Raw genomic sequence first — 25,340 nt, 5'->3', positions numbered from 1 at the left:
GCGAGAGGCGCCTCGGAGGAGAGTTGCCTACCCTCGCCCACATGACTGCGACGACCGGTACCACCGACAGCCCCAACGGGAGCGCATCGCGGGCCGGAATCTTCCGCGCCCTCCACCACGACCGGGCCCCCTCCGCCCCGCTCGTCCTCCCCGGCCCGTGGGACGCCGTCAGCGCGCGGGCCTTCGAGGCCGCCGGCTTCCCGGCCCTGGCCACGCCCAGCGCGGGCGTCTCGGCGGCCCTCGGTCGTCCGGACGGCGGGGGCACGCCGCCGGAGGAGATGTTCGCGGCGATCAGGCGGATCGCCCGCTCCGTCTCCGTCCCCGTCTCGGCGGACATCGAGGACGGCTACGGCCTGCCGCCCGCCGAGCTGGTCGAACGGCTGCTGGAGGCCGGGGCGGTGGGCTGCAACCTGGAGGACTCCGGCCCGGCGGACCGGCAGCTCGCCGATCCGCGGCGGCACGCCGACCGGCTGGCGGCGGTCCGGGCCGCGGCGGGCGGCGCCCTGTTCGTCAACGCCCGTGTCGACACCTTCCTGCGCGGTGTGCCGGACGCCGGGGCGGCGATCGAACGCGGCCGGCTCTACCGCGAGGCCGGCGCCGACTGCGTCTACCCGATCCTCGCCCCGCCCGAGCTGCTGCCCGAACTCGCCGCCGGCATCGGCGGACCGCTCAACGCGATCGCCGTCCCCGGCGGCCCGTCCCCGCGCGAACTGGGTGAACTGGGCGCCACCCGCGTCACGTTCGGCGGCGGTCTGCAGCGCCGGATCGCGGAGGAGATCCAGGACCTGGCACGGGAACTGCGGGGCGGCTGACCCGGGACACCGTTCCGGGACCGGGGTCCGGGTGCCGTCTCGGCGGAAGCGCTCCAGAAGCCCGAGCAGGTCCCGTGCCGAGACCGGAGGTCTCAGCGGATGAAGAAGCGGACCGGTTCCCGCAGCACCGTGGCAGCCGCTTCCGTGTCCGCCAGGCGTGCGGACAGCGTCGCTTCGGCCAGCCGTGGCGGAAGGGCCTCGGCGAACTTCAGACCGCGTACCGCCCGCCCGTCGACCGCGGGCAGGCAGATCCGGTCCGGCGCGTCAGCTGTCGCCTCTTTCCAGGCCAGGGGCGTCACGTCCTCCCGCAGCCGGATCCAGCGGTCCTCGATCTGCTGGCCGGGAACGGCCAGGCCGCCGAGAGTCGCGGCCAGTGTGGCGTTCGCCAGATGTCCGGCCCAGGTCCACCAGCGCAGATGGCCTTCCGGATCACGGATGACGAGGGTGCCCGCCGGGTGCACCCGCTCCAGGTACCGCTCGCGGGCCCGGAGCAGTGCCCCGTTCGCGCGCCGGGTCAGTACGACGGGAGGGGCGGCGCCCAGCAGGACATCGCGTTCGGCCCGGGTCACGGCGAAGGAACCGACCCGGCGGGTTCCGCTCCACTTGGCCTTGCCTCCGCCGTCGGCGGGTTCCACGTGGCAGCGCCGCCGGCGCCAGTCGATGTACGTCACCTGCCAGCTCCGTCCGGCGAGGAGCAGCCGGCGCGGCCCGTCGATCCGCTCGGTGAGGAGACTCGGATCGGTCCAGCCGATTTCGGTGCGCCCCTGAACGACGGTGAACTGCGGAGGGGCCGTGAACACGGCGGTGAGGTTCATGAAGTGGCGGTGTCCGAAGCGCCGTTCGGCTTCGGGCCCGATGAACAGCATTCCGCCGTCCCGGTCCAGGTAGCCTCCGTCGACGAGGTGCCGGACGACGGGGCCGGCCGAGGGACCGAGGAAGTCGAGGCCGTTCCACCACTCCTGCCACAGGTGCTCGCCGACCCGGCCTTCCTGAAGGCAGAGCGCGAGCAGTTGCTGGGCGGCGATGTGCCGGGGCTCGGGCGGAGCCGTCACCGGCTCCACCCAGCCCCGGGACCACTGGAGCAGCAGACCCGCCGCGGCCAGCAGTCCGTCTTCGTCGAGGGCGAGGAACAGGCAGTTGCGGCTGGTGTCACGGCGCCGTCCGGAACGGCCGAGGCGCTGCAGGAAGGAGGCGACCGATGACGGGGCGTCGATCTGGATGACGCGGTCGAGGTCGCCGACGTCGATGCCGAGTTCGAGGGTGCTGGTGGAGATGATGACGCAGTCACGCGCCTCCGCGAAGGCCGCCTCGGCCCGCCTGCGTTCGTCCAGCGACAGCGAGGCGTGGGAGAGGAAGGTGGTGACGCCCCTCGCCCGCAGTTTCTCCCCGAGTTCTTCGACGAGCTGCCGGGACTCGCAGAAGACCAGGCGCTTCTCGCCGCGGTGCAGGGCGCTGATGACGGTGGCGGCGTTGTCGAGCGAGCCGACGTGGTCGAGCTGGATGTCCCCGGGCGGGACAACGGCGGACGCTCCAGAGGCCCCGGCGGCCTCCTGCCCCGGTCCCTCCGGCGGCTGTCCCGTATCGGCAAGGTGGGGGGCGACCACCGTGCCCGGCCGCCGGCCCGCCCCCGAGCCCTGCAGCCAGTGGAGCAGCGCATCCGGGTTGCCGACGGTCGCCGAGAGCCCCACGCGCTGGAGGGGGCGCCCGGTCACCCGCTGCAGCCGTTCCAGGACGGCGAGCACATGCCAGCCGCGGTCGTCGCCGGCGAAGGCATGCACCTCGTCGACGACCACGGCCCGCAGCCCGGAGAAGAAGGATCGGTGGTCGACATTGACGCTGACCAGCATCGCTTCCAGTGACTCCGGTGTGGTGAGCAGGATGTCGGGCCGGGCGGCGAGGATCCGCTTCCTGGCCCCGGAGGTGGTGTCCCCGTGCCACAGGGCGGCGGTGCGGCCCAGCCACGAGGTGTAGCTCTCCAGCCGCGGTGCGAGGTTGTTGAGCAGCGCCTTCAGCGGACAGAGGTAGAGCACCGAGGTGCCCGTCCAGCGGTTCGCCGTCATCCGGGAGAGCAGGGGGAAACAGGCGGCTTCGGTCTTGCCGCCCGCGGTGGGGGCGAGCAGGAGGGCGTCGTGGCCGCCGGTGAGCGGTTCGACGGCGGCTTCCTGCAGCGGTCGCAGGCTCTGCCAGCCCAGGGTGTTGACGATGTGGTGGACGAGGACCGGTTCAAGCCCGTCCGGGACGCTCACGGCAGGTCCAGCGGGACGGCGTCGGCGTTCCCGGCCGCCGCGTTCCGTTCCGTCTCGGTCAGTTCGGCCGGCCTGACGGTGAGCGCGTAGTGCGCCCGCGGGTCGAAGTCGGCGAATTCGTCGACCCGGTCGAGGATGTCGGCGACGAGCTTGCGCAGGAACACGCGCGGGGCGACACCGACGTTCCCGCCGAGGCCGCCGGTGACGGCGGTGGCCAGTTCCCCGATGTACGCGTCGTCGACGCGTTCGGCGACCCGCTGCGGGTGCCGTGCCGTCTCCCGGTACAAGTCCCTCACCCTCCGGCCGAGTTGGCCGAGCCCCGGCAGGTCGAAGCCGGGCAGCCGGAGCTGGACGGCGCGCGGGGAGTCGAAGCGCGGGTCGGTGGTGAAGTCGGTGGCGAGGCGCTGGGCGAGCGGCGGCAGCCGCTGGGCTCCCTGTTGCCCGTCGTAGAACGCGGGGGTTCCGGTGATGACGAGGAAAAGGCCGGGGAAGCGGCCGGCGTCGATCTCATCGAGGAGCTGCCGCAGCGCGTTGAGGCCCTTCTCCCGGACGTCCCCGCGGACCCGCTGCAGCGTCTCGATCTCGTCGAGGACGAGCAGCAGCCCGGGATGACCGCAGTCCCGCAGCACCGTGAGCAGCCCCTGGAGGAAGCCGAGTGCCGCGAAGTGGTCGAGGTCTCCCCGGACGCCCGCGGCCCGGCGCGCCGAGGCGGCGACGGACTTCTGCCCGCCGAGCCAGGCGATGAGCGCCTCCGCGGTGGCCGCGTCACCGGCCGCCACCGCCCGGCGGTAGCCGCGCAGGGCGGAGGAGAAGGCCGGGGTGGTCCTGGCGACTTCGGCGAGCCGGCGTTCCATCAGGGTGTCGACGGCTTCGGCGAGCGCTTCCTCGTTCTCCTCGTCCGTCTCGCCGGCGTCGAGGACTTCCTCCTCCAGCGTGTAGAACCAGGAGTCGATGACGGCCCGCAGCGCGCTGGGCCGGTGGGTCGCGGTCGTCAGCCGTTCGGTGAGTCTGCGGTAGACGGTCTCCAGCCGGTGCAGCGGTGTCTCCGTCTCGGAGATCTGCACCTCGGCCGTGGCCAGTCCGGACCGTTTGGCGCGTTCGGCCAGCCACCGGGCGAAGAACGTCTTGCCGGAGCCGTATGCGCCGCGGACGGCGTGGAAGGCGGCCCCGCCGCGGGCGGTGGCTGCGAGGTCGTCGTCGAGGGCCTGCTCGAACCGGTCGAGGCCGACCGCGAGCAGGCCGAGCCCGGACTGTGGCACGGTGCCGCGGCGCAGCGCGTCGATGACCTCCCGCCGCCGTACCGCGCTCGCCGGGGACGGGGTGCTCACGTGTTCTCCTCCGCCGGCAGGAACTGGTCGCGCAGCAGCCGGACGTCGAGCTTCACGGCGTGGCCGGCGTCGATGAAGCCGAGAACGGGATATCCCTCGACGTTCAGCAGACGCTGGACGGTGGCGACGAAGCCCTCGATGTTGCGCCTCACCCGTCCGGTCGCGGAGATCGCGGCGCCCAGGGCGGCCGGGGACATGGTGCCCCCGGCGGCTGCGAGCGCGTCGATGACGGAGGCCACCACCTTGGCCTCCGGTGCCTTGCGGACGTACTCCTTCTGCGCCTCGTACACCTCGCTCGCCACCACGCGTCCGCCCAGGGTGCGCGGTTCGGCGGGCGTCCTGCCGTCCGGCCGGGACGGTGCTGCCGGGACCTGGTCGTCGGTGAACAGCCCTTCCATCTGCCGACTGAGCTTCTCCTGCTTCGCCTTCCGCGGTGCGGCGGGCGGCTCCGTGCGGTCCTTCGGGGTCTCTGCCGCCGGTGCCGGTACGGGCGGATGCCACCAGTGGGGTGCCGTCTGCTCCCGGGGCAGCGGGTCCCATCCCTTCGGCGTCCGGTCCGCGGACGGGGCGAGGACGAGGACGGGCACGGTCACCTCGGCGAGGGACGCCCCGCCGTGATAGCCCGCCCGGCGTCCGGAGTAGCGGATGTCCTCCCGCCAGGGGGCGGTGAGGGTGCCGTTCCCTTCGAGGACGCGGGGCCCGCTGAGCACGACTTCCCCCGTCCGGGCGTCCGCTCCGGGGCGCCAGCGCGCGGAGCCGCCGGTGTCCTGGGCGCCGTCGCCGCCGAGGGGGCCTTCGCCGTGCCCGCGTTCGAGGACGTGGCCGTGGTCGGAGGTGAGGACGACGGGGCGCCCGTAGCTGCTGGCGGCGGCCAGCAGTTCCCGGAGGTAGGTGATGTCCCCCAGTGACCAGGAGGTGCGCTGCCCCTGCTGGCCGGAGTCGAGGGCGTCGTCGATCGTGTTGAGGACGACGCCGACGACCGCGTCGGAGGCGAGCGCGACCATGAGCCCCTCGGCGAGGAAGTGCCCGGCGTCCCCGCCGATCGCGGCCTTGTGGAAGAGCACGGCCTCGCGGCGCCGCTTCCTCCAGAACGCGGCGAACCCGGCGGTCTCCGCCGACTGCCCGCCCCTGGCGGCCGCGCCGGTGAGCAGGGACGTCCTGCTGCACTGGGTGACGGAGGGCAGCGCCGACACGGCCGCGAGCCGCCGCGCGGGGTCTCCGGCCTCCGGACGCGGCGCGATCTCCCGCCAGCCCTCACGCTCCGCCTCCTCGCCGAGCTGGGCGGCAACGGCGCTGCTCATGCCGTCGAGGACGAGGACGAGCGGCGGGGCGACGGCGGCCAGGGGCCGTACGACGGTCTCCAGGACGTTCTCGATCAGCAGGCAGCCGCCGGGCTGCTGTGCGGTGGCGTGCGCGGTCCAGGAGGCCAGCCGCCGCGCGAACTCCTCGTCCAGGCGCTCCCTTCGCGTCCGGCCCTCCTCGTACAGCTCCTTGAGGTGCGGGGCCGCGGCCCGGCTGGTGCCGGGGTCGCCGCCCCACAGGACGGTGAGAGCCCGGTCCGCCCAGCCCCAGTCGGCCGCGTGGTCCCGCACGCCCGCCGCCACCGAGGTGACGCGGGGGTCGGGCCGGCGCAGCCAGCGCGCGGTCCGCACGGCCATCTCGGCGACGCGCAGCCGGTCGGGGTGGAGGCCGGCCAGGGCGTGCCCGGTCAGGTCGGCGAGTGCGGCCTGGCCCTCCTCCGGGGAGCGCCGGGCCGCCGCGGTGACGCGGCCGAGCTGGGTGTCGAAACCGGAGGGGAGGAAGCGGCTGTTGGCCAGGTTGTCCGTGAGGCCCGCCGCCCGGGCCAGTTCGTCGGCCCGGTCGAGGACGGCGAAGACCTGTTGCCGGGCGGCGGGCGCGGTGCGCGCCTCCCCGATCCAGCGGAGCAGCGTTCCCTCCACCGCGTCGGTGAACGCCCGCAGCCCGGCCCGGCCCGGCATGACCTGCCCGAACAGTCCGCCGACGGCGAGGACGGCGTCGGGGCCGGCGCCGGGGTCGCGCAGCGCGGCGCCGAGCAGGCCGAGCGGCATGGCGTCGCGGCCCCGGCCGGTTTCGGCCAGGGACATCAGGACCGGGGCGGCGGGTCCCGCGACCTCGCCGAGCCAGGTCCTCAGCTCGGCGCGTTCGGTCGCGTCCAGTTCGGCGTAGCGGCCGGGGCCGGCGGGGGTGCGGGACCAGGCCAGGAGCGCGTCCGCGTCCACGGCCGGACGGCTCCCGGAGTCGCCGGGGCCGGTGGGGCGGGGCAGTCCCAGGCGTTCGCCGACGAGCGCCCGCAGGGCCGCGTCGCGGGTGAGCACGGCTCCGGTCCGCGGCCATCCCTCGGCGGGTTCGGCTTCCAGCAGGGCGTCGAGCAGCCAGTCCTCGCGGTACATCCGGACATCGAGGCTGCTCGCGCCGAACCGCTGCAGCACGATCTGGGCCTTCTCGACGGTGAGCGTGCGGCGGCGGAGCGCGTGGGCGCGCAGGTCCCAGCCGAGCTGGGTGTCCTCGACTCCGGTGGTGACGACGAGGAGGTCGCCGGAGGCGGCTCCGTCCCGGTGCTCCTGCCAGGCCGAGAGAACACCGAGGACGGAGTTCTCGTCCCGGACGCTGACGCGCCGGGGCCGGTCGTCCACCGTGGCCGTGAAGGCGGTGGCGGAATCCGGCGCGTAGCGGCCGTGGACGAGGACGAGACGGCGGTCGCCCAGGCGGGAGGCGTTCGCGGCGAGCAGTGCCTCGACGGTGCGCCGTCCGATGCGCGGCGGTGGCGGTGCCATCAGCGCTCCGTCCCGTCCGTGCCGTTCCGTTCCGCGCCGCCCTGGCCGGTGCCGCCCTGGTCCGCGCCGGGCGGATCGGCCTGCCAGGAGACCCTGACGCGGGCGCCGGGGTTGGCCGCGAGGAAGGTGCGGATCTCCTCGCTCACCTCGGTCATCGCGGCGGCGAGGCTCGCTTCGAGCCGGGTGGGCTCCACGACGTGCGCGGCCGCGGCGCCGCGCTGCTGCGCGGGGACGGCGGCCGGGCCGGGCCGGTCCAGTGCCACGGCCGTCCGGGGGTCGGCGGGCGGCGGGAGGTGCGGTCCCGGCACGGGCGGGTTGCCGTGGAGGGTGAGCCGGACGTCCTCGGCCGTGGGCCGGGGCCCGTCGGGCGGCGGGGCCACCGGCCGCGCCGCCTGCGCCAGCCGCGCGGCGTCCCGCATCAGCGCGACGGCCCCGTCCTGCAGTCCGCCGAGCACGGGGGCGAGGGGTTCGGTCCGCTCGTGGGCGCCGGCGGTGCGGCACACGGTGTCGAGCAGGCGTGCGGCCCGGTCGCCGAGGCCGTCCTCGCGCTCCGCGAGTTCGCGGACGGTGTCCAGCAGGGACCAGTCGGTGGACCGCAGGGCGCCGAGCACCTCGGGGGCGCTCTTGAGGGCGGCGCCGATCTCGTCGTCCGCCGTCTCGTAGGAGGCGGAGGCGAGTTCGCGGACGAAGTCGGCGGGGTCCCCGGTGCGCAGCAGTCTGGCGACGAGGTCGGCGGCGGCCTTCATGGACCGCAGCCGGGGCGCGCCGGCTCCGGCGGGTCCGTCCAGTCCGAGCCGGACGGCGTGCTGCTGCAGCAGCGTGCGGGCTTCGCCGAGGGCCGTGCGGTACTCCTCGGCGACCTCGCGGACCCGGCTGCCGAGCCGGGCCACGTTCCGCGCGAAGAGCACCGGGGAGACGCTCACGCCGAAGACCGCCCCGGAGCGGCGGAGGGCGGCGGCGAAGGTCTCCTCGTCGGGGAGCCGCACGGCCCGCAGTCCGTAGCCGGGGCCGATCCGCTCCAGTTCCGGTGCCCGGGGCAGCGGCGAGGTCTGGTACACCCAGGTGCGGTCGTCGAGCAGCGCGTAGGCGGCGATGACGAGGTTGGCGACGTTCCGGTCCAGCCCGTCGTAGCCCAGGTCCGCGATCCACTCGCGGATGGTCTCGACGGCCAGGTCGGTGCCGGCGTCGGGGGTCTCCGCGGCCTTCTTGTTGATCCGCAGCCGCCAGTCGGCGGAGAGGGTGAGCGGCCCGTCGTGGACCTCGCCCAGCCCCAGGCCGTGCACGATCTTCCGGACGACCGGCAGGTGGTGCTGGTCGATCACCACGCGCCGTGAGCCGTCCTCCATAGCCCGGGTGATCCACTCCAGGGTGGTCCTCAGCTCCCGCGGGGTGACGGCCTTGCGGGTGAGCCGGGGGTCGAAGTCGGGGTGCTTGGGGTAGCGGGCCGTGAACATGCCGTCGGCGAGCAGCAGGAGGTTGGCCTCGAAGCCGACCGCCGGCTCCGGCCTGGTGCGGGTGAAGCCGGGCAGCAGGGAGACGAGGTGCTGCCCGTCGGGCACCCGGGCCCCGGTGGTGCCGGGTTCGGCCCGGTTGATGCCGTAGAGCTGGAGCAGGGCTTCGGTGAGCCGGTCGGTGAGGGCGTCGCGGGACGCCTTGAGCTGGTTGCGGATCTGGACGCGCTCGTCGGCGGGGCGGGTGGCCGTGTGGTCCTCCAGCCGGTCCCGCTCCAGCAGATAGTTGATCTTCATCAGCCGGCCGAGCTGCCGGCCCGTCTGTTCGGAGAAGAAGTCGGGCAGCCACACCAGGGTCGGCCACTGCCGGCCCGCCCGCTTGAGCCGGTCGACGCGCTGCACGTCGTCCATGGGCGAGCGGTCGCCCTCGTCGAAGGGGTAGTCGAAAACGAAGCGGATGTTGCCGGGCAGCTGCGGCTGGAACTCCTCGTCCGGCAGATGCGGGTCGCGGACGTTGCCGAAGACGAACTCGGCGGTGCGTTTCGTCCCGCGCCAGACGATTTCCCGCTCGCAGACGAAGGCCTGGGTGTCCCGGATGCCGAGCGCGCTCCAGAGCCGGTCCTTGATCCACTGGCGGCGGTAGCCGAGCTGGTCGGCGACGCCCTGCACCTCTTCGAGGAGCGGCTCCACGTCCAGGTCGGACAGGTGCAGGTGGAAGACGGGGTCGCTGCTGTCGCCCTCGCTGCGCAGCTCGCCGTCGAACTCGACCTGCAGTTCCCGCAGCCGCTTCGCCGCGAGGGAACCGGCGTCGCCGACCCGGGTGCGGATCGTGCCGTGGTTGAGCGCGGCGAGCCGGCCCCCGGTGAGCCGGGTCAGCGCGGGCACGTTGGGGGCGAGGGACGCCAGCAGCAGCGTCTTGACCAGCCGTTCGTCGGTGCGGAACCGCTTGTCCTCCGGCGACTGGTACTTCTCCAGCAGCTTCTCCCGCACCCGGCCGTGGAAGCGGTGCGCGATCTCCGACTCCCGGCGCAGCTTGGGGGTGAAGGCCGCGCCGGTGCGCTCCGCGATGACGTCCCACAGGTCGCCGAGCGGGATCAGCTCGCCGAGCCGGAGGGTGTCGCGGTTGCGGCGCAGCAGTTCCTGTACGAGTTTCAGGCCGGTGCGTTCGCGCTGGAGCGCCCCGGAGAGGTCCACCAGCACATTGAGCAGGGCGGGCGAGAGCGGGTACAGCTCCCGGAAGTCGTCCCAGCCGGCCTCGGTGCGGCCCTGGGCGTCCAGCAGGATCTGGCGGACCTCGTCCTTGGAGGACTCGACCGCCTTGAAGGCGTCGTCCCGCGCCTGCTCCATCCCCGGCTTGGGGGACAGCACCCGGTGCTTGATGATCTCGACGAGGTTGCTGTCCTCCAGATCGACGACGTCCAGCCGCTCGGCGAGGTAGTCGATCTGCTGCTCCAGGTTCTGCACGTCGGCGCCGGCCACGTCGGAGCCGATGAGCTGGGACAGGTCGCGCTGGCGGGAGATGAAGGAGATGATCGGCACCGGCCGGCCGCTGTCCGCGGACTCGATCAGCTTGACGAGCCGCTGCACCTGGTCCCGGACGAAGTCCTGGTCCCCCATGTGTGCCTGGAGCCAGAGGACCAGCTCGTCGAGGAAGAGGACCACACCGCTGTAGCCGAGGGACTTCGCGTGCCGGGAGATGACCTTCAGCCCGTTCTCCAGCGGGACGAAGGCGCCCGACTCGCCGCGTACGCCCTGGGCGTACGAGGCCATCGGCCCGGCGAGGAGCGCCGAGACGAGCTTCTCCCGGTACGGGTCGTCCACGGCGGTCGCGCCGAAGGCCCGGTCGAAGTCCGCGCCGCTCCAGGCCCCGGTGGCGGGCAGTCCGGCGCCGCCGTCCAGCGGTTCCAGGTCGTCGGGGTCGGCGGCCACCGGCGCGGCGCCGCCCGGCGCGAGCGCCGCGGCGCCCTCACCGAGCCACCGCAGGAACTTGGCGTCGTCCGCGAGGAACTCCCGCTGCCGCCGGGCGTCGGCGAGCAGCGCGTCGGCCCGGTACACGGCGGGCGGCGCCTGGTCGGGGTGGAGCCGGCGCACGGTGTGGACGTACCCGCCGAGCAGGGCGGAGTCGAGGTCGGCGGAGCCGACGAGGTGGTACGGCACCATGAGGAAACGGCTGCGGCGCAGCCATTCGTCGTGCTCGGCGACGACCTCCAGCAGGCGCGGCTTGTCGCTGCTGCGGGTGCCCGGGTGGTTGTTCAGGACGGCGTGCAGCACGGACAGGAAGTGGCTCTTGCCGGCGCCGAACGAGCCGTGCAGATACGCGGCGTGCGAGTCGCCCGTGCGGACCGCCGCCGCGACGAGACCGAGCGCCTTCCGGAACGCGCCCTGCAGCTGCTCGGTGACCACGTACTCGGCGACCCGCGCGTCGGTCTCGCTGAACCCCTTGGACAGCTCGACCTTGAAGTCGCCGGCATGGACGTCTTCCTTGATGTCGATGACATCCTTCAGGAAGAGTTCACTCGTGGGCATCGGGCGATCAGTCCCTCGGGTCGGCTGCACGGGGCGCGGGTGCGGGCGCGCCGCCGGTCCGGGGCCGGGGCGGCGCCCCCCAATCCTGCCATTCCGCGGGCCGTCGAAATCCGGTCATTGAGGGATCTCCGCGACGCGGAAACCCAGGGTGACGATCCCCTCCGGACCGGGGCCGGACGGTGACCCAGGGCGACGGTCCGCAGGGGGTTCCCCGTACGCGGGAGCCGCGCAGACGCCCACCCGGGAGCCGCGCTTCCCGCCCCTACTTCTCCCCCGTGCCACGGCCGGTATCCGGAAGCGCCCGTACCGCCTTCTGCCGGGGTGAGGCCCGCCGGCCGGTGGGTAGGGTGCGGGCCCGGACCGGTTACCGAGCGGGGGGCGGCGGCAGGGTGGGGTGGCGCGAGGAGATCGCGACAGCACTGGGAGAGTGGATCGCCGCGGAGGGCGGCGCGGGGCGGCAGGCGCGGTGGCTGCGCGTCGGACGGGCGGTGCGCACCGGTGAACCCGGCGTCCACGCGGTGGACATGCGGGGTTCCGACATCGGTCCCGACCAGCTCGAAAGCCTGCGGCTGGCCGGCCCGGAGCAGCACGGTGTCGAAACGGACGGTTTCTCCGTCACCGAGACCGCGCAGAACGGCTCCCTGCTGACGCTCAGGGTCGCCGAGTTCGCCGACCTGCCCGAGCCGTATCTGTGGATGCTGAAGCAGCCGCCCACGTTCCTCGTGGAAGCCCTGCGCGACGGCATCGCCAAACTGGGTGAGGCGCCGCTCGCCGCCGCCCTGGCCGCCGGGCGCGTCGGCGGCGACATCCCGCCCGCCGCCCGGCCGCCGGGTTTCCACGACGCCCAGCACGAGGCGTACCGCGCCTGCCTCGGCCGGGGCGTCCACCTGGTGTGGGGCCCGCCGGGGACGGGCAAGACCACCGTCCTCAAGCGCGCCATAGGGGACCTGATCGCCCGTGGGGAGCGGGTGCTGCTGGTGTCCGCCACCAATGTGGCCGTGGACAACGCCCTGCTCGGGGTGGTGCGGGAGCGGCGGCACAGCCCCGGCGACATCGTCCGGGTCGGCCCACCGCAACTGAGGGAAGTGGCGGACGACCCCGGGGTGTCCCTGCCGCTGATGGTGCGGGAGCGGCTGGCGGAGACGACCGCGCGCCGCGGCGGGATCGAGACGGAACTCGTCGCGATCCGCTCCCGCGCCGCGCAACTGGCCGCCCTGGGAACGGAACTCACCGGCTTCGACTCCGCCGCCTACTTCGCGGCCCTGAAGCTGCTGCGCACCCCGGGACGGGATGCGGCCTCGGCCCGCGCCCGGGCGGACGACGCCGACCGCCGGCTGGCCGAGGCCGTGGAAACGCTGCGGTGGGCGGATACGGAGCTGGAGCAGAAGCGCTCGCTCGTCGCGGCGGCGGAGCCGTCCCGCCGGGAGTGGCAGCGGGTGGAGACCTTACGGCAGGAGCAGGCCCGGCTCCGGAAGGCGGCCGAACGGAGAGCCGCGGAAGCCTTGCTGGCCGAGGACCGCTGCGGCGAACTCCGCGCTGAGTTGCGCGAGTTCGAGGCGAAGGGAGCCGTGGCCCGGTGGCGTGCACGCGACCGGCAGGAGGAGCTGCGTCAGGAATTGACGGGAGCCGAGCAGCGGGCCGCCCATGAGCGGGGAGAGGCCGCCGCCGCCCGCGCCACGGCCAACGCCCGCTCCGAGGAACTCAAGGAACAGATCGCGGATCTGGTTCGCGGTATCCCGCACACCCCCGACCGGATCACCGCCCTCGACCGGGAACTCCGCGCAGCGGAGGCCGCACAGCGCCTCGCCCGGGACCAGGCGCGGTCCGCCCGGCAGGCGGCTGAGGGCGCCCGGCAGGCGGCGCACCGGGCCGAGGAGGCGCAGACCCTCGCCGACGAGGCCGCACGGAAGGGCTGGCCGAAGCGGCACGCCGACGCGGAACGCCTGCGCCCGCTCGTGGCGGCCGACGGCAAGCGCCGCCCCGCGCTGGAGAAGGAGTTCAAGAAGGTCCAGGAGGAGTACGAGCGGCTGGCCCGCAACGCCCAGGGCGAGATCATCAAGGGCGCCAAGCTGGTCGCCACCACCCTGGCCCGCTTCCGCACCAACAAGGCTGTCTTCGAGGGCCCGTACGACGTGGTCCTGGTGGACGAGGCCGGGTCGGCGACCCTGCCCGAGGTGCTGCTCGCCACCGCGAAGGCGTCCGGCACCGCCGTACTCCTCGGCGACTTCATGCAGCTCGGAGCCGTCGTCCCGCCCGAAATCCGGGACTCGGACCGGCCCGACGTCAAGCGCTGGCTGCTCCCGGACGTCTTCGAGCACTGCGGCATCACCGAGCCGGAGCAGGCGGCACGCCACCCGGCCTGCGTCACGCTCACCGAGCAGCACCGCTTCGGCCCGGCCGTCATGCGGCTCGCCAACTCCCTGGCGTACGGGGGCGTGCTGCGCGGCGGCGCCCGGTCCGCCGTGCCCCGCGAGCCGAACGACCCCGAGATCGTCTTCGTCGACACCGACGGCCTGCACGAGCTGGCGCGGCCTCACCTCACGGGCCGGCGCAAGGGCTGGTGGCCGGCCGGCGCGCTGCTCTCCCGCGCCTTGGTCGAGTACCACCGGGAGCAGGGCGAGGAGGTGGGCGTCGTCACCCCGTACGGCGACCAGACCGCCGCCACCCTGGAGACGCTGCGGGACGCCGAGGGCGGCGGCGGGCCGCTCGCCGAGGTCGGGACCGCGCACCGCTTCCAGGGCCGCGAGTTCCCCGTCGTCATTTTCGACATGGTGGAGGGTGCCCACGGCCGCCCGCTGTGGATGGGCATGGCCCACCGGAAGCCGGGCGCCGGCCCGTGGGTGCGCAATGGTGTCCGGCTCCTCAATGTCGCCGTCACCCGGACGCAGACCCGCCTCTACATCCTGGGCAGCGGGGAACGCATCTCCCGGGCGGAGGACGGCATGGCGCTCGCCTGCCTGAACGCGATGGTGGGCACTCCCGGCGTGCGCCGGCTCCGGGCGCAGCACCTCATCACCCCGCCGGACACCCACGGCCCGCACCTCGGCGAGTTCGGCTCGGCCCTCGCCGAGGTGCTGAGCCGCCACGTGGAGGTGACGGACGTCCAGGACGAGCTGGCGTTCTACGCCACCTTCGCCGACCGTCTCCGCGCCGCCCGCAGTTCCATCTGGCTGTGGGCGCCCTGGGTCGCGCAGCGGGTCCGCGCCATCCTGCCCGAACTGCGGGAGGCGGTACGGCGGGGCGTGCGCGTGACGGTCTTCATCCGCGACGACACCGACCAGCTCCAGCAGCGGAACCCGGACCTCATCGCCGATCTGCGAGCCGTGGTGGACACCGTCGTCCCGATGAACGTCATGCACCAGAAGATCGTGGTGATCGACGACCGGACGGTGATGCTCGGCAGCCTGAACGCCCTCTCCCAGAGCTGGACCCGGGAGGTGATGGTGACGATGGAGGGAGCCCACTTCGCCCGCAAGCTGCTGGAGCACGAGCACGCGGAGGTCTTCGCCCGCCCGCCGAAGTGCGGCCGGTGCGGAGGGCGGGACATCGAGATCCGCCGCCGCAAGAACGCAACCTGGTACTGGCGCTGTTACGAGACCCACTGCAAGACCGACCCGAAGACGGGCCGCAGCAACGCCTGGAACCAGGACATCCGGCTGAGCGGCGGCCGGCCGCGCTGAGGGCGGCCGCCGGGCGCAGCACCGGTCCGCGCGTTGTGGCTGGTTCTGCTGTGCGCTGTTGAGCTCGCCTCCTCAACCTTCGATGATGTTCGCGGGCACCGACACCGCCGCACTTTCCCGGCGGACGGCGGTGGACCGGTTTCGACAGCGATGAGGCGGGGGCGGGAAGTGCTGCGGGGACGCGACGAGGCTGATGCCCCATGAGGCACCGCGTGCAGTTGGCTCTCCAGATCATGCTGGTGCTCGTCGCGAGTCTCCTCGGCATTGTCACCAACTACGCCACCAATGTGGATGAAGCGCCCTGGTTCCTGCGCGTCCTGCAGCAGGCGTCCGTCCCCGCCATCGGACTGCTGATCGTCGCCATGGTGGCCGGTCAGGTCGTGGTGTACCGGTTGGAGAATCCCGCGCCCCCACCGGCTGACTGGCCTCCCGACCGGGTGCCCTACCCAGGGCTGGACGCCTTCGCCGAGGAGGAGGCACCGGTCTTCTTCGGCCGGGAGGTCCAGGCCTCGGAGCTCACGCGCCGTCTCCACGCGCCGCCGGAGCGCCCCGCCGACCGGTTCCTGGTCCTCGTCGGAGCATCCGGGAGCGGCAAGTCCTCGCTGGTGCGCGCAGGCGTGCTGCCACGGCTGCGGGGACGCCGATGGACAATCCTCCCGGCCTTCTCTCCCGGGGCGAATCCACTGGGGTCTCTGGCCTCCTCCCTTGCGGCCGCCAGTGGAGGGCAGGAGCCCGTGGCAGCTGTCCTGCGGCGCCTGCGGAGGGGGCCCACTTCCCTGGCGACAGAACTGTCGCGGCTGCGGGGCGGCCGGTTCCGGCGCACGCTCCTGGTGATCGACCAATTCGAAGAAGTCGTCACGCTCGCTGGTGAGAGGGAGCGTTCGCAGTTCCTCGAAGCGCTCCGTTCCTGTGTGGAACGATCTCCCGAGGTCCGGGTGCTGGCCACGCTCCGGGTCGACTTCCTTGGGCAACTGCTCGCCACCGAACACGCCGAACTCGTTCAGCATCCGACGGCCATCGGCGCGTTGGGCCGAGGCCAACTGGCCCAGGTGGTGGAACGCCCCGGCGCCCTGGTGAATCTGTCCTTCGCCCCCGGGGTGGTGGACCGCATCGTGGACGACGTGGGCACGGACGACGCGCTGCCTCTGCTCGCGTATCTCCTCCAGGAGCTCTACTTCGCTTCCGGGCCCGGCGGAACGGTCACCGAGGAGCTCTACCGTGACCTGGGCGGTGTAGCGGGAGCTCTCGCACGGCAGGCCGACCAGACCATGGCCGAGATCGGAGCCGAAGACGGGGTCGAGAGCGTCCTCCGGACACTCCTCAGATTCGTCACGGTGCAGGGCCGGGAAGTGGCTCGCAGACGCGTCCCCCTGTCCGAGCTCACGGAAGCGGAGCGCCGCGTCGTGGACGCCTTCGTGAACGCGCGCCTGCTGATGTCCGGGGTCCGTGGCGACACGCTCTCCGGCCGGGAGCCCTACGCTCAGGTCACGCACGAGGCGCTCTTCCGCCAATGGGCTCCGCTGAGGCAGGAGGTCGAAGCGCGCGTCGAGCAACTGCGCCGCCGAGCCGAACTCGAACGGTGGGCCGCGGACTGGGAGAACTCAGGCCACAGCGACGACTATCTCCTCACCGGCGAACGGCTCGCCCTGGCCCAACGCTGGCTCGCCGCTCTGGAGGAGTCCGGACAGGCATCGGAGCCGGTACGTTCGCTCGTCCAGTCCTCGCAGCGCCGTGATCTGGCCTTCCTGCGCCGCGCGTCGGAGAGTATCGGCCAGTTCGCACTCGGCAGCGCCGAGAGCCACCCGGAGCGGGCGATCCTCCTCTCCCTGGCCGCGCTCGGCGAATGCGCACCGACACCGGCTGCCCATCGCAGCCTGATGACGGCACTGGCCTTCAGCCATCTCCGCCTCCAACTCTCCGGGCACACGGACACGGTCCGGCACATCGCGTGGTCCCCGGACGGCCGTCTGCTGGCCACGGCGTCACGGGACGGCACGGCCCGGGTCTTCGATGCCGCCTCGGGACGTTCACTGCTCGAGCTTCCGTCCGACGGCGTGATGGTCGAATCGGTCGCGTGGTCGGCCGACTCCTCCCGCATCGCCACTACGGGACGCGACTGTGTCGTACGGATCTGGGACGCCGTCTCCGGGGCGCCCGTGCGGCTGCTGACCGGTGCCGGCGACATCAGCAGGCAGGTGGCCTGGTCGCCCGACGGCAGGTTCGTCGCGGGTACGTCCAGGGACCGCATCGTGCGGGTGTGGGAGGCCGATACCGGGGATCTTGTCCATGCCCTGCACGGGCACCGCGACGATGTCTGGGGAGTGGCCTGGTCCCCGGACGGCTCCGGCCTCGCCTCCGCCTCCCACGACCAGACGGCCATCGTGTGGGACCTGGCGACGGGGTCGCCCAGGACGACGCTGACAGGTCATGCCGACTTCGTCGAAGGCATCGCCTGGTCGCCGGACGGGCGCAGCATCGCCACCGGCTCCGGTGATCACACCGTGCGCATCCACGACGCGGAGACCGGCGGCCTGCGGCTGCTGCTGCGCGGCCACACCGACTACGTCTGGAATGTGGCCTGGTCCCCCGACGGCCGGGCGCTCGCCTCCGCGTCGTCCGACCGGACCGTCCGCGTCGTCAGCACCCGCGACGCGAAGGTCATCGCGGTGCTCCGGGGCCATACCGACACCGTGTGGGGCGTCGGCTGGTCACCCTCCGGCGACCGGCTCGCCACCAGTTCCACCGACGGCACGGGGCGGGTGTGGGACCTTCGCCCGCGAGGTGCCGAGCAGATCCTGCTCGACGGTCACCGCGGCCCGGTGCACCAAGCTGCCTGGTCCCGCGACGAGAGCCGCATCGCGACCGCTTCCGGCGACGCCACCGTCCGGATCTGGGACGCCGTCACCGGAGAGGCCACAGGAGAATGCCTCGCTCTGGAGGACCGGGTCTGGAGCGTCGCCTGGCCGCCCCGGGACCAACGGCTCGCGCTGAGCACCAACGACGGATTGTTCCGCGTCGTGGACGAGAACCTGAACGGCGTGTTCGACCACCACGGCGACATCGTCGAATCCTGTACCTGGGCACCGGACGGCACCCGCATCGCCACCGGTGGCCACGACGGCACCGTGCGCGTATGGGCGGCCGGCACGGGTACCGAACTCCTGCCGCTGGCCGGACACCAGGACTGGGTGGGCCGCGTCGCCTGGTCACCGGGTGGCCGACTGCTCGCCAGCGCCTCCGACGACCGCACGTGCCGAGTGTGGGACGTCGCCGAAGGCCGGCAGCTCACGGTGCTGCGCGGCCACGACAACTACGTGGACGACGTGGCATGGTCCCCGGACGACCAACACGTCGCCACCGCTTCGGGCGACTGGACGGCGGCGGTGTGGGACACCGCGACGGGCCGCCGTACCGGCACGTTGAGAGGCCATGAGGGGCGGGTCCGTGCCGTCGCCTGGTCGCCCGACGGCCGGTTCCTCGCCACCGGCTCCGACGACCTCACCGTGCGCGTGTGGTCCGCCGAGACCTTCGAGGAGATCGCGATCGCAGGTGTCCACCAGGACAAGGTGTCCTCGGTCGCCTGGTCACGGGACGGCACGAGACTGCTCACCGCTTCCTTCGACGGCACCGCCCGGGTGTGGCTCGCGGACCCGGACGTGGACCGGCTGGAAGCACGGGCCCGGGGGCGGGTCTTCCGGACACTCAGCGAGGAGGAACGGGACCGGCACATGCTGCCGGTCAGTCGGCCGTAGTCGCCAGTACCTCGACGGTGCGGTCATCCGTGTGCAGCAGGTAGTCCTCCGGATCGAGGTTCATCCGTTCCCGTGCCGGTGACGACCAGTACAGCGCGTTGCGCTCCGCGAAAGTCTCCGGGCCGTCATAGGAAATCAGCCAGATGAACTGATTGCGCTCCCGGTCCGCCCACGCCCCGCCGATGGTGAACCCCAGCTCCAGACGCAGCGGGACGATTTCCGTCCGCCACCGCTCCACCCACTCGTCGAGCAAGCCGTCGCGGACGGTGTACGTGCGGAGCTGAGTGGTCCGGGGCATGGGAGACATCCCTCCAGGGGTTCACCTCGGTGTGCAGCCCTCAGACTACGCACCGAGGCACAGGAGACGCACGGGCCGCCGGAAACCCGCGCAAGGGGCGTCGCGTTACCCCTGTCCCCCGCCGCGGACGGCGGGGCGCTCCGCGTTCTCGCAGCCCGCCGCGACGGCGCACTCGGCCCAGACGGTCTTGCCGGGTCCGTTCCGGTCCTGCACGCCCCAGCGGAGGGCGATCGCCTCGACCAGGGCCAGCCCACGCCCCCGGTCGTAGGCGGGTGAGGGCTCGACGCGGGCGGGGCGGCCGGGGTGGGTGTCGGACACCTCGATGCGGAGGACGCCGGTCCCAGTGTCGTACGCGAGGCGCAGCGCGCAGTCCCGGCCGGGGACGAGGCCGTGCAGCACGGCGTTCGAGGCGAGTTCCGCGATGACGAGGGTGGCGCCGTCGAACGCGCAGGTGCCGCGCGGGAGTCCCCAGTCGACGAGCTGATGCCCGGCGAGCAGCCGGGCGAGCCGGGCGCCGCGCCGCGTGGACGAGAAGCGGTGCGCGAACGTACGTACGGTGATGGGGACTTCGGTCCGTGGTGCTGTCATGACGGCCAGCGTTTCGGCCCGTCAAGGGAGTTGACCAGGGACAACGCTGACCCGGATGTGTGCTGTATCAGGCGATCCGCCGTCCCGGCTCCGTTGCCCTGCGTGACTGCGGGAAACCAAGCCGTCGGCGGTCCCGGCCAGGCCGTCCAGGCTCAGCGGTGCCGCTGCGCCGGCAACCGGTCATCAGGGCCGCCGTCAGGACGACTGCGCTCGCCGGCCGGTGCTGCCCTCGAGCGGGAACATGACGTCACGCCACACCCGCGGCCGGCGAACCGGACCGTCTCCGATCGCGCGATATTTCCGAGTCAGGTCGAGCAGCCGAGCTTCTTCTTCAGCTTCGGCGCGAAGTCGAGTGTGAAGGCCTCGATGTTCTTGCGGCGTTCACCGACGTCGCCGCCGGCCTTGAGGCTGGTTGAGACATATATGATGAGATGGTCCGTCTTGGGCCCGGAACAGGCGGTACTGACCATGGAGTTGCGGTCGCCCAGCGCACCCAGGCCGCCGAACGGCAGATTCTCCATTCTCGCCCGGTTCTCGAACCGGAAACTCTCCGAGTTGTCCATCGGGTCGTAGACCTTGTCGACCTTGTCGACCTGGAGGCTGATCACAAGCCGGTCGTCGACCGTGATCTCGCATGTCGCATAGCTCCGCCCCTCGAAGTCGATCAGCGAATCGCCCACTGCCTTGAGGCTCTCCCCGTCGACCAGGAACGGCTCGAGTCTCTCCTCGCTCAGAGGAACTTCGCAGGCCTCCTTGGGCACGGTGTACTCGCGCCCTCCACCACACGCCGAGAGGGTCAGCGCGAGGCAGCTCATCAGCGCCGGAGCGACGGCGCGGCGTAGATCCCCTTTGTTCATCGGTCTCCTGCGACTCCTTCCGCCTTCTTGTTCCCGTCGTTGGCGGCGGCGCCGATGGTGGGGTACGTGACGGGTCAGCTCCTCGGTTGTCTCGTGCGGAGGGGACGGGCCCTGTCAGGAAGTCGCCGTGCAGGCGAACCGCTTGCCGACGACCTCGACGAAATTGTCGAGCAGGGCCCGTACGCGCGGGGTGCGGGGGTCTCCGATGGTGGAGGTGTAGCCGCGGTCGAACTCCAGGGAGAAGTACGTCGGGGTGCCCGCGCAGTCGGCGACCACGTGCGAGGAATCGAAGCCCGACACCTCCATACCGGCCACGCGCGGCTGCTCCGTGAAGCGGGGCGAGGAGCGGATGCCCTCCACGATGCGCGGCTCCCGCGTCACGGAATAGGTCGCGTAGCCGGTGACCTCGCATGCCCAGGTGCGGCCGCGGTGATCCTGAACCGTCTCCGTCACTTCGGCCGGCGCGTCCGGCCCGGGGAACCTCAGACCCGGGAGGCCGCATACCGCGCCGTCCCGGACCCGGCGCGGCTCCGGCGCCGCATCAAGGGTGCGGGGAGCGGTGAGGGGCCGCTCGGCCGCGCAATCCGCCCGCTCGGCCGCGCGGTTGGCCACCTCGGTCAGAAGCCGGGCGACTTCCACCGGGTCCGAGCCTTTCGGGGCGCGCCCCTCGACGACGGCGGGACCGTCCGCCGTGGTGCAGGCGCCGGGCAGCAGGACCCAGCCGTGGTGGTCTCCCACCCCGCCGGTGGCGCCGCCGGAGAAGAACGACATCGTGGCGGGGCTCGGCCAGCGGCCCTCTTCGGTGAAGAAGAAGTCGCCGCGCTCCCGGCTTCCCCAGAGGCTGATTCGCTCGATGTCCGATCCGGGGAGGAAGGACGAGCTCTCCACGGTGCAGCGGAAGTGAAGCCGGTCGGGCGGACGGTCGTCCAGCCCGTCCCGGTCGGAGACGCGGCCGGGCCGCGTGAAGACGGCCTCGGCCGAGTCGGTGGACACCAGCCCTCCGCACACGTCCTCGCGGCCGAACAGGTTGGTGTTCAGCCACAGATGGGCCCCCACGGCCAGGATGCCGACCGCCAGGACGGGGATGATGATCTTCTGCCCGAGGCCCGCCCGGCCGCTTCCGTCCGTCATCTCACTTCCTCTTCCTCAGGGCCGGACAGGCGTCTTCGCGCCCGGTGACGAAGCTCTGCTCGGTCACCCGTGGCAGGGGTGAAGAGGCCGCCGACCCCGTGGCGTGTGGAGTGCGTCCGGCCGTTGAGATCGCGGATCTCCCGGTCCTGGTCCCGGTCATCGAGGGTCAGGTCGGACCTGATGGCGGTCGTCGCGCACGTGACTCCCCGAACGCACCTGCGAGTTGACGCCACCCTATCGCCACCGGCCACCCGGTCCTGCCGCGGCCCAGAGATCCCCGGTCACCCCACTGACATCTTCCCTCCCGGTGCGGATGGGGCGGCCCACAAGCCATGCCACAGGAGCCCCTCTTCTCCCGGCGGTGGCGCCAACGACCGCTTCGGTCAAAAAATGGCCGAACGGGCGCGGAGCAAGCCACCGGCGGCGGGGGCGGCGGCTGTGCGAACGGCGAGCCCGAGGTATCCGACAGCCTCAAGACCTTCGGCGCGGTGCTGAAGGCCCTGCGGGAGGAAGCCCGGCTGACGCAGGAGGAGTTCGCGCCCCGGTCTCGGCCCACTGCTTGTTCTGCTCGTCTCTCTTCCAGGAGGCGTCAGTGGGATACCCGTCTTTCTCGTCGTTGGTCGCCTGATAGCAGGCCTCTTCCAGGGCTGACGCCTTGCGTGCTCACGATGTACACGTGCCGTGCACCGGGCGGCCGTACGTCCCCCTACACCGGCATCAACGCAGGTTCAAGGCCCGGCGGGCCGCGTTGATGCCGGTGTGGGCGTCAGCCCCGTACACGGCCGACTCGTTGAGGGTCTTCCAGACCTTCTTGTACAAGGTGATGTTGTCGGCGTCGTCCAGCCATAGTTCGGCGTGCCAGTCCTCGGCGACGACCAGCCGGTCATCGAGCACCCAGAAGCCGTTGGCAGGCACGATCTTGACGGAGGCCGTGAAGGGGATGACACCCAGCTCCACCGTGTCCATACCGATCATTCCGCTGAGGCGGTCGAGTTGGCCCGCCAGCACTGAGGGCGGACAGATCAGCGACCGCAAAGCGGCCTCCCAGATCAGCACGTGCAGCGTGCGGCCGGACCGGTACAGCCATTCCTGACGCTGCGCCCGGGAGCGGACGGCCGCCTCGATGTCGCCGGCTCCGCCCAGCAGGTCCGCGTACCGCTGGACGACGTGTCGGGCGTACTCCGGGGTTTGCAGCAGTCCGGCGATCACCGACTCCTCCCAGACCCACATCTCCGAGGTGCGGTCGATCTCGGCGCTCAGCCCCTCGTGAAGGTGCTGGAAACCGTTCGCCATGGCTCGTCGCCATGATCGGATGTGGGACTCGAACCCGGCCAGCCGGGCAGCAAGTTCGGGGTACGTCCCTGGCTGCCCGGTCGCGTCGGCCCACGCCCTCAGGTCCTCGGGGGTGGCCGTCTGCCGTCCGTTCTCCAGCTTGCTGACCTTGGAGCCCGGCCAGCCGAGCCGCTGGGCGAGCTGCCGGCCGGTGAGTCGGCCACCGGGGCACGTGAAACGGAGTTCGCGCAGCCGCGCCCCCAGCGCCACCCGTGCCTGCTGATAGTCCGTGCTCACCGTTCACGCGCTATTCGGCCGTGGCCACCTGCGCGGCGAACCGGTCGCGCGGGATCGCGTGGTGCATCGCCGCGTCGCGCACGATGGCGTAGCGCACGACCTCGGCCGGTTCGGTGATCAGCTCGACGTCGAGCAGGTTGTCCTCGTCGTCGAAGCGCAGCAGGGCGACCAGCCGTGAATCGAAGATCCAGAAGTCCTCGGCGGGCAGGCCGGCCCGCAGGGCGTCCTCGCGCCACAGGTACCGGATGTCCTCGCCGGCGGCGGCGTTGTGCCGGGCGTAGTCGAGCAGGAACAGCTGCTCCTCGGTGGGCGGGTCATCGGCGATGCGGACACGGCCGACCGCCTTACCGGCGGTCGTCTGAGCTTGATGTTGGCGAACCAGGGTTCGTCGGGGTCACAGGGTGACGAGCCGGTGGCCAGGAACGCCCGGAAGTCGAGGTCCTGCCGGTCCGACGCATAGCCGCGCCGTGACTCCAGCCGCCAGGCGGTGTGCTCGAAGGTCTCGAACAAGCGGCGGAAGGTGGTCCGGTCCACGCGTTGCGGCACCCGCTCCAGCTCCTTCGGTCCCCAGTTGACGAGCAGTTCGCGCGGCACGGCCACCGCTGCCTCGCCGGCTCCGAAGTGCCGAAGCTGTGCGAGGTCTTCGGAGTCGGTGACGGGTGTGCCCTGAACGATGATCTCGCCGGTGCCTTCGTCCGTGTGCAGGGCGGGGCAACCGTCGACCTTGCTGTCCGTGCCGGTGAAGCGCAGGCGTCGGACCATGGGCGCTCTCCTTTCCGCGGGTTGATCTCCCCTCAGCATGACCGGGCGTCCGGGCCCGGTGCAGGGCGCTGTGCGCACCATTGCCTTACGCAGGGGCAAGCGGACGGTCAAGGTACGGCAGGGTGGAGGGACGGGCCCGCGCCGTGCGGACGGGAAGCGGTGCGCGAACGTACGTACGGTGACGAGAACTTCGGTGCGGGGGACTGCCGCGATATGACCGGAGGCCCTACCGGTCGGGACAGTTGAGCAGGGACAGCGCTGATACAGATCGCGCTGTATCAGCCGACTCGCTGGACTGAGCGCGTGACCCTGGGTGAGCATGTGAACACCGAAGGTGGCACGGGTGTACGGCGGAAAGGCGGGCTGCGATGGCGGCGGGCAACGGGGGCGGCGGCAACCGCGGCGGAGTCGGGGACGGGGGTCGCACGGGCGGCGCCGGGAACAGGCGCGGAGGCACCGGCGGCGGGGGCGCGGGCGGCGGCTGCGCGAACGGCGAGCCCGAGGTGTCCGACAGCCTCAAGACCTTCGGCGCGGTTCTGAAGGCCCTGCGGGAGGAAGCACGGCTGACGCAGGAGGAGTTCGCACCCCGGGTGCAGTTCTCCCAGCCGTACATCGCCAAGATCGAGCAGGGCAAGCGGTTCCCGCCCCACAACCTCATCGACCGCTCGGAAGCCGTCCTGGGCCCGGCCGCCGCCCGCGTCCTGGACGCGGCCGCCCGCAGCCTCACCCGCAAGGCAGGGCTGGCCTCCTGGTTCCGGCAGTGGGCCGGGATCGAGGAGGAGGCGGTGTCGCTGTATGCGTATGAGTGCCGGGCGATTCCCGGGTTGCTGCAACCCGAGCCATACATCCGCGCCATCTTCGAGCGCAGACTGCCGCCGCTCTCCGAGGAACAGATCGAACAGCAGGTGGCCGCCCGGCTGGAACGGCAGCGGCTCATGGACGAACGGCCCAACACCGCCTTCAGTTTCGTCATCGAGCAGGCTCTCCTGGAACGATGCGTGGGAGGCCCTGAGGTCACCCGGCAACTCATGGATCACCTACTGCGCCAGGGCGAGCGTCGGAACGTGGAGATCCAGGTCATGCCACTACGGCAGGAGGACCACGCCGGTGTCGACGGCCTCATGTACCTGGCAGAGACGCCCCAGAACAGGTGGGTTGGGTACTCGGAGGGCCAGCAGTCGAGCATCCTGATCACCAGTCCGAAAGACGTCAGCGCAATGCTCCAGCGCTATGGCAAGCTTCGTTCACAGGCCCTCGGCCGCGAAGCCACAGTGCGCCTGTTGGAGCAGATGCGAGGAGCAGCATGAGCACCGATGACTTGGCCTGGTTCAAGAGCAGCTACAGCGGCAGCTCCGGCGACAACTGCGTCGAAGTCGCCATGCACCCTGAGGTCGTCCTAGTACGGGATTCCAAGGACACTCAGCGAAGCCCGCTGGCGACCTCCCCGGCCGCCTGGGCGGCCTTCACCGCGCACGCGGGGAACCTGCAAGCCTGAGCGCCATGGTCCGTTGGCGGGACCGCAGTGGTTGCCGTCCCGCCAACGGG

The 25,340-nt window shown here is 72.2% G+C and carries 14 protein-coding genes and 2 pseudogenes; 6 read left to right on the top strand and 10 right to left on the bottom strand.

Going from position 1 to position 25,340, the window contains the following annotated elements; genetic code table 11:
- Nucleotides 1–41: 41 nt before the first annotated feature.
- Nucleotides 42–812, top strand: a complete 771-nt coding sequence (locus KBZ10_RS16055; protein ID WP_210988323.1) for an isocitrate lyase/phosphoenolpyruvate mutase family protein — start codon at nt 42–44, stop codon at nt 810–812.
- 92 nt (nt 813–904) lie between these two features.
- On the opposite strand, the gene KBZ10_RS16050 is transcribed toward KBZ10_RS16055, so the two are convergent.
- The 4 genes from KBZ10_RS16050 to KBZ10_RS16035 are packed head-to-tail and all read right to left on the bottom strand — an operon-like array spanning nt 905 to nt 11,158.
- Nucleotides 905–3,058: a DEAD/DEAH box helicase gene (locus KBZ10_RS16050; RefSeq protein ID WP_210988322.1), complete on the bottom strand. Its 2,154-nt coding sequence runs from the start codon at nt 3,056–3,058 to the stop codon at nt 905–907.
- Nucleotides 3,055–4,386, bottom strand: a complete 1,332-nt coding sequence (gene brxD / locus KBZ10_RS16045) for a BREX system ATP-binding protein BrxD (RefSeq protein WP_210988321.1) — start codon at nt 4,384–4,386, stop codon at nt 3,055–3,057. The genes KBZ10_RS16050 and brxD overlap by 4 nt, the downstream gene beginning before the upstream one ends.
- Nucleotides 4,383–7,181: a BREX-2 system phosphatase PglZ gene (gene pglZ / locus KBZ10_RS16040; RefSeq protein WP_210988320.1), complete on the bottom strand. Its 2,799-nt coding sequence runs from the start codon at nt 7,179–7,181 to the stop codon at nt 4,383–4,385. Before pglZ ends, brxD begins: the two co-directional genes overlap by 4 nt.
- A complete protein-coding gene (locus tag KBZ10_RS16035) occupies nt 7,181–11,158 on the bottom strand; it encodes a PglY protein (protein WP_210988319.1) in 3,978 nt (1,325 codons plus the stop codon). The genes pglZ and KBZ10_RS16035 overlap by 1 nt, the downstream gene beginning before the upstream one ends.
- 389 nt (nt 11,159–11,547) lie before the next feature.
- Between KBZ10_RS16035 and KBZ10_RS16030 the strand changes: the two genes are divergently transcribed.
- Both KBZ10_RS16030 and KBZ10_RS16025 read left to right on the top strand, forming a co-directional pair.
- A complete protein-coding gene (locus KBZ10_RS16030; RefSeq protein ID WP_210988318.1) occupies nt 11,548–14,838 on the top strand; it encodes an AAA domain-containing protein in 3,291 nt (1,096 codons plus the stop codon).
- Nucleotides 14,839–15,038: 200 nt separating this feature from the next.
- The gene (locus tag KBZ10_RS16025) at nt 15,039–18,590 is read left to right on the top strand and encodes a WD40 repeat domain-containing protein (protein WP_247702449.1); all 3,552 of its coding nucleotides are present in this window, start codon (nt 15,039–15,041) and stop codon (nt 18,588–18,590) included.
- Here the strand turns inward: KBZ10_RS16025 and KBZ10_RS16020 are convergent.
- The 4 genes from KBZ10_RS16020 to KBZ10_RS16005 form a co-directional block, all read right to left on the bottom strand.
- Nucleotides 18,577–18,888, bottom strand: a complete 312-nt coding sequence (locus tag KBZ10_RS16020; RefSeq protein ID WP_210988317.1) for an NIPSNAP family protein — start codon at nt 18,886–18,888, stop codon at nt 18,577–18,579. The genes KBZ10_RS16025 and KBZ10_RS16020 overlap by 14 nt on opposite strands.
- A 105-nt stretch (nt 18,889–18,993) precedes the next feature.
- Complete coding sequence (locus KBZ10_RS16015; protein ID WP_210988316.1) at nt 18,994–19,476, bottom strand: ATP-binding protein; 483 nt, start codon at nt 19,474–19,476, stop codon at nt 18,994–18,996.
- Between the two features lie 305 nt (nt 19,477–19,781).
- Complete coding sequence (locus tag KBZ10_RS16010; RefSeq protein ID WP_210988315.1) at nt 19,782–20,333, bottom strand: hypothetical protein; 552 nt, start codon at nt 20,331–20,333, stop codon at nt 19,782–19,784.
- 114 nt (nt 20,334–20,447) lie between these two features.
- Nucleotides 20,448–21,464, bottom strand: a complete 1,017-nt coding sequence (locus tag KBZ10_RS16005) for a hypothetical protein (RefSeq protein WP_210988314.1) — start codon at nt 21,462–21,464, stop codon at nt 20,448–20,450.
- Nucleotides 21,465–21,889: 425 nt separating this feature from the next.
- Between KBZ10_RS16005 and KBZ10_RS29485 the strand changes: the two are divergent.
- A pseudogene (locus KBZ10_RS29485) lies at nt 21,890–22,024 on the top strand (transcriptional regulator); the annotation flags it as partial.
- Nucleotides 22,025–22,181: 157 nt separating this feature from the next.
- Here KBZ10_RS29485 and KBZ10_RS16000 read toward each other — a convergent pair.
- Both KBZ10_RS16000 and KBZ10_RS15995 read right to left on the bottom strand, forming a co-directional pair.
- Nucleotides 22,182–23,033, bottom strand: coding sequence for a helix-turn-helix transcriptional regulator (locus KBZ10_RS16000; RefSeq protein ID WP_210988313.1), 852 nt, complete (start codon nt 23,031–23,033; stop codon nt 22,182–22,184).
- 10 nt (nt 23,034–23,043) lie between these two features.
- Nucleotides 23,044–23,795 (bottom strand): annotated as a pseudogene (locus KBZ10_RS15995) (DUF6879 family protein).
- Nucleotides 23,796–24,163: 368 nt separating this feature from the next.
- Between KBZ10_RS15995 and KBZ10_RS15990 the strand changes: the two are divergent.
- Complete coding sequence (locus KBZ10_RS15990) at nt 24,164–25,102, top strand: helix-turn-helix transcriptional regulator (protein WP_210988312.1); 939 nt, start codon at nt 24,164–24,166, stop codon at nt 25,100–25,102.
- A complete protein-coding gene (locus KBZ10_RS15985; RefSeq protein ID WP_210988311.1) occupies nt 25,099–25,290 on the top strand; it encodes a DUF397 domain-containing protein in 192 nt (63 codons plus the stop codon). Before KBZ10_RS15990 ends, KBZ10_RS15985 begins: the two co-directional genes overlap by 4 nt.
- The last annotated feature ends 50 nt before the right edge of the window (nt 25,291–25,340 follow it).

It is taken from the genome of Streptomyces sp. F63 (genome assembly GCF_018070345.1).
Taxonomy (GTDB): domain Bacteria; phylum Actinomycetota; class Actinomycetes; order Streptomycetales; family Streptomycetaceae; genus Streptomyces.
Note: the sequence above shows the minus strand (reverse complement) of the source record. Positions and strands in the feature narration are given on the sequence as shown.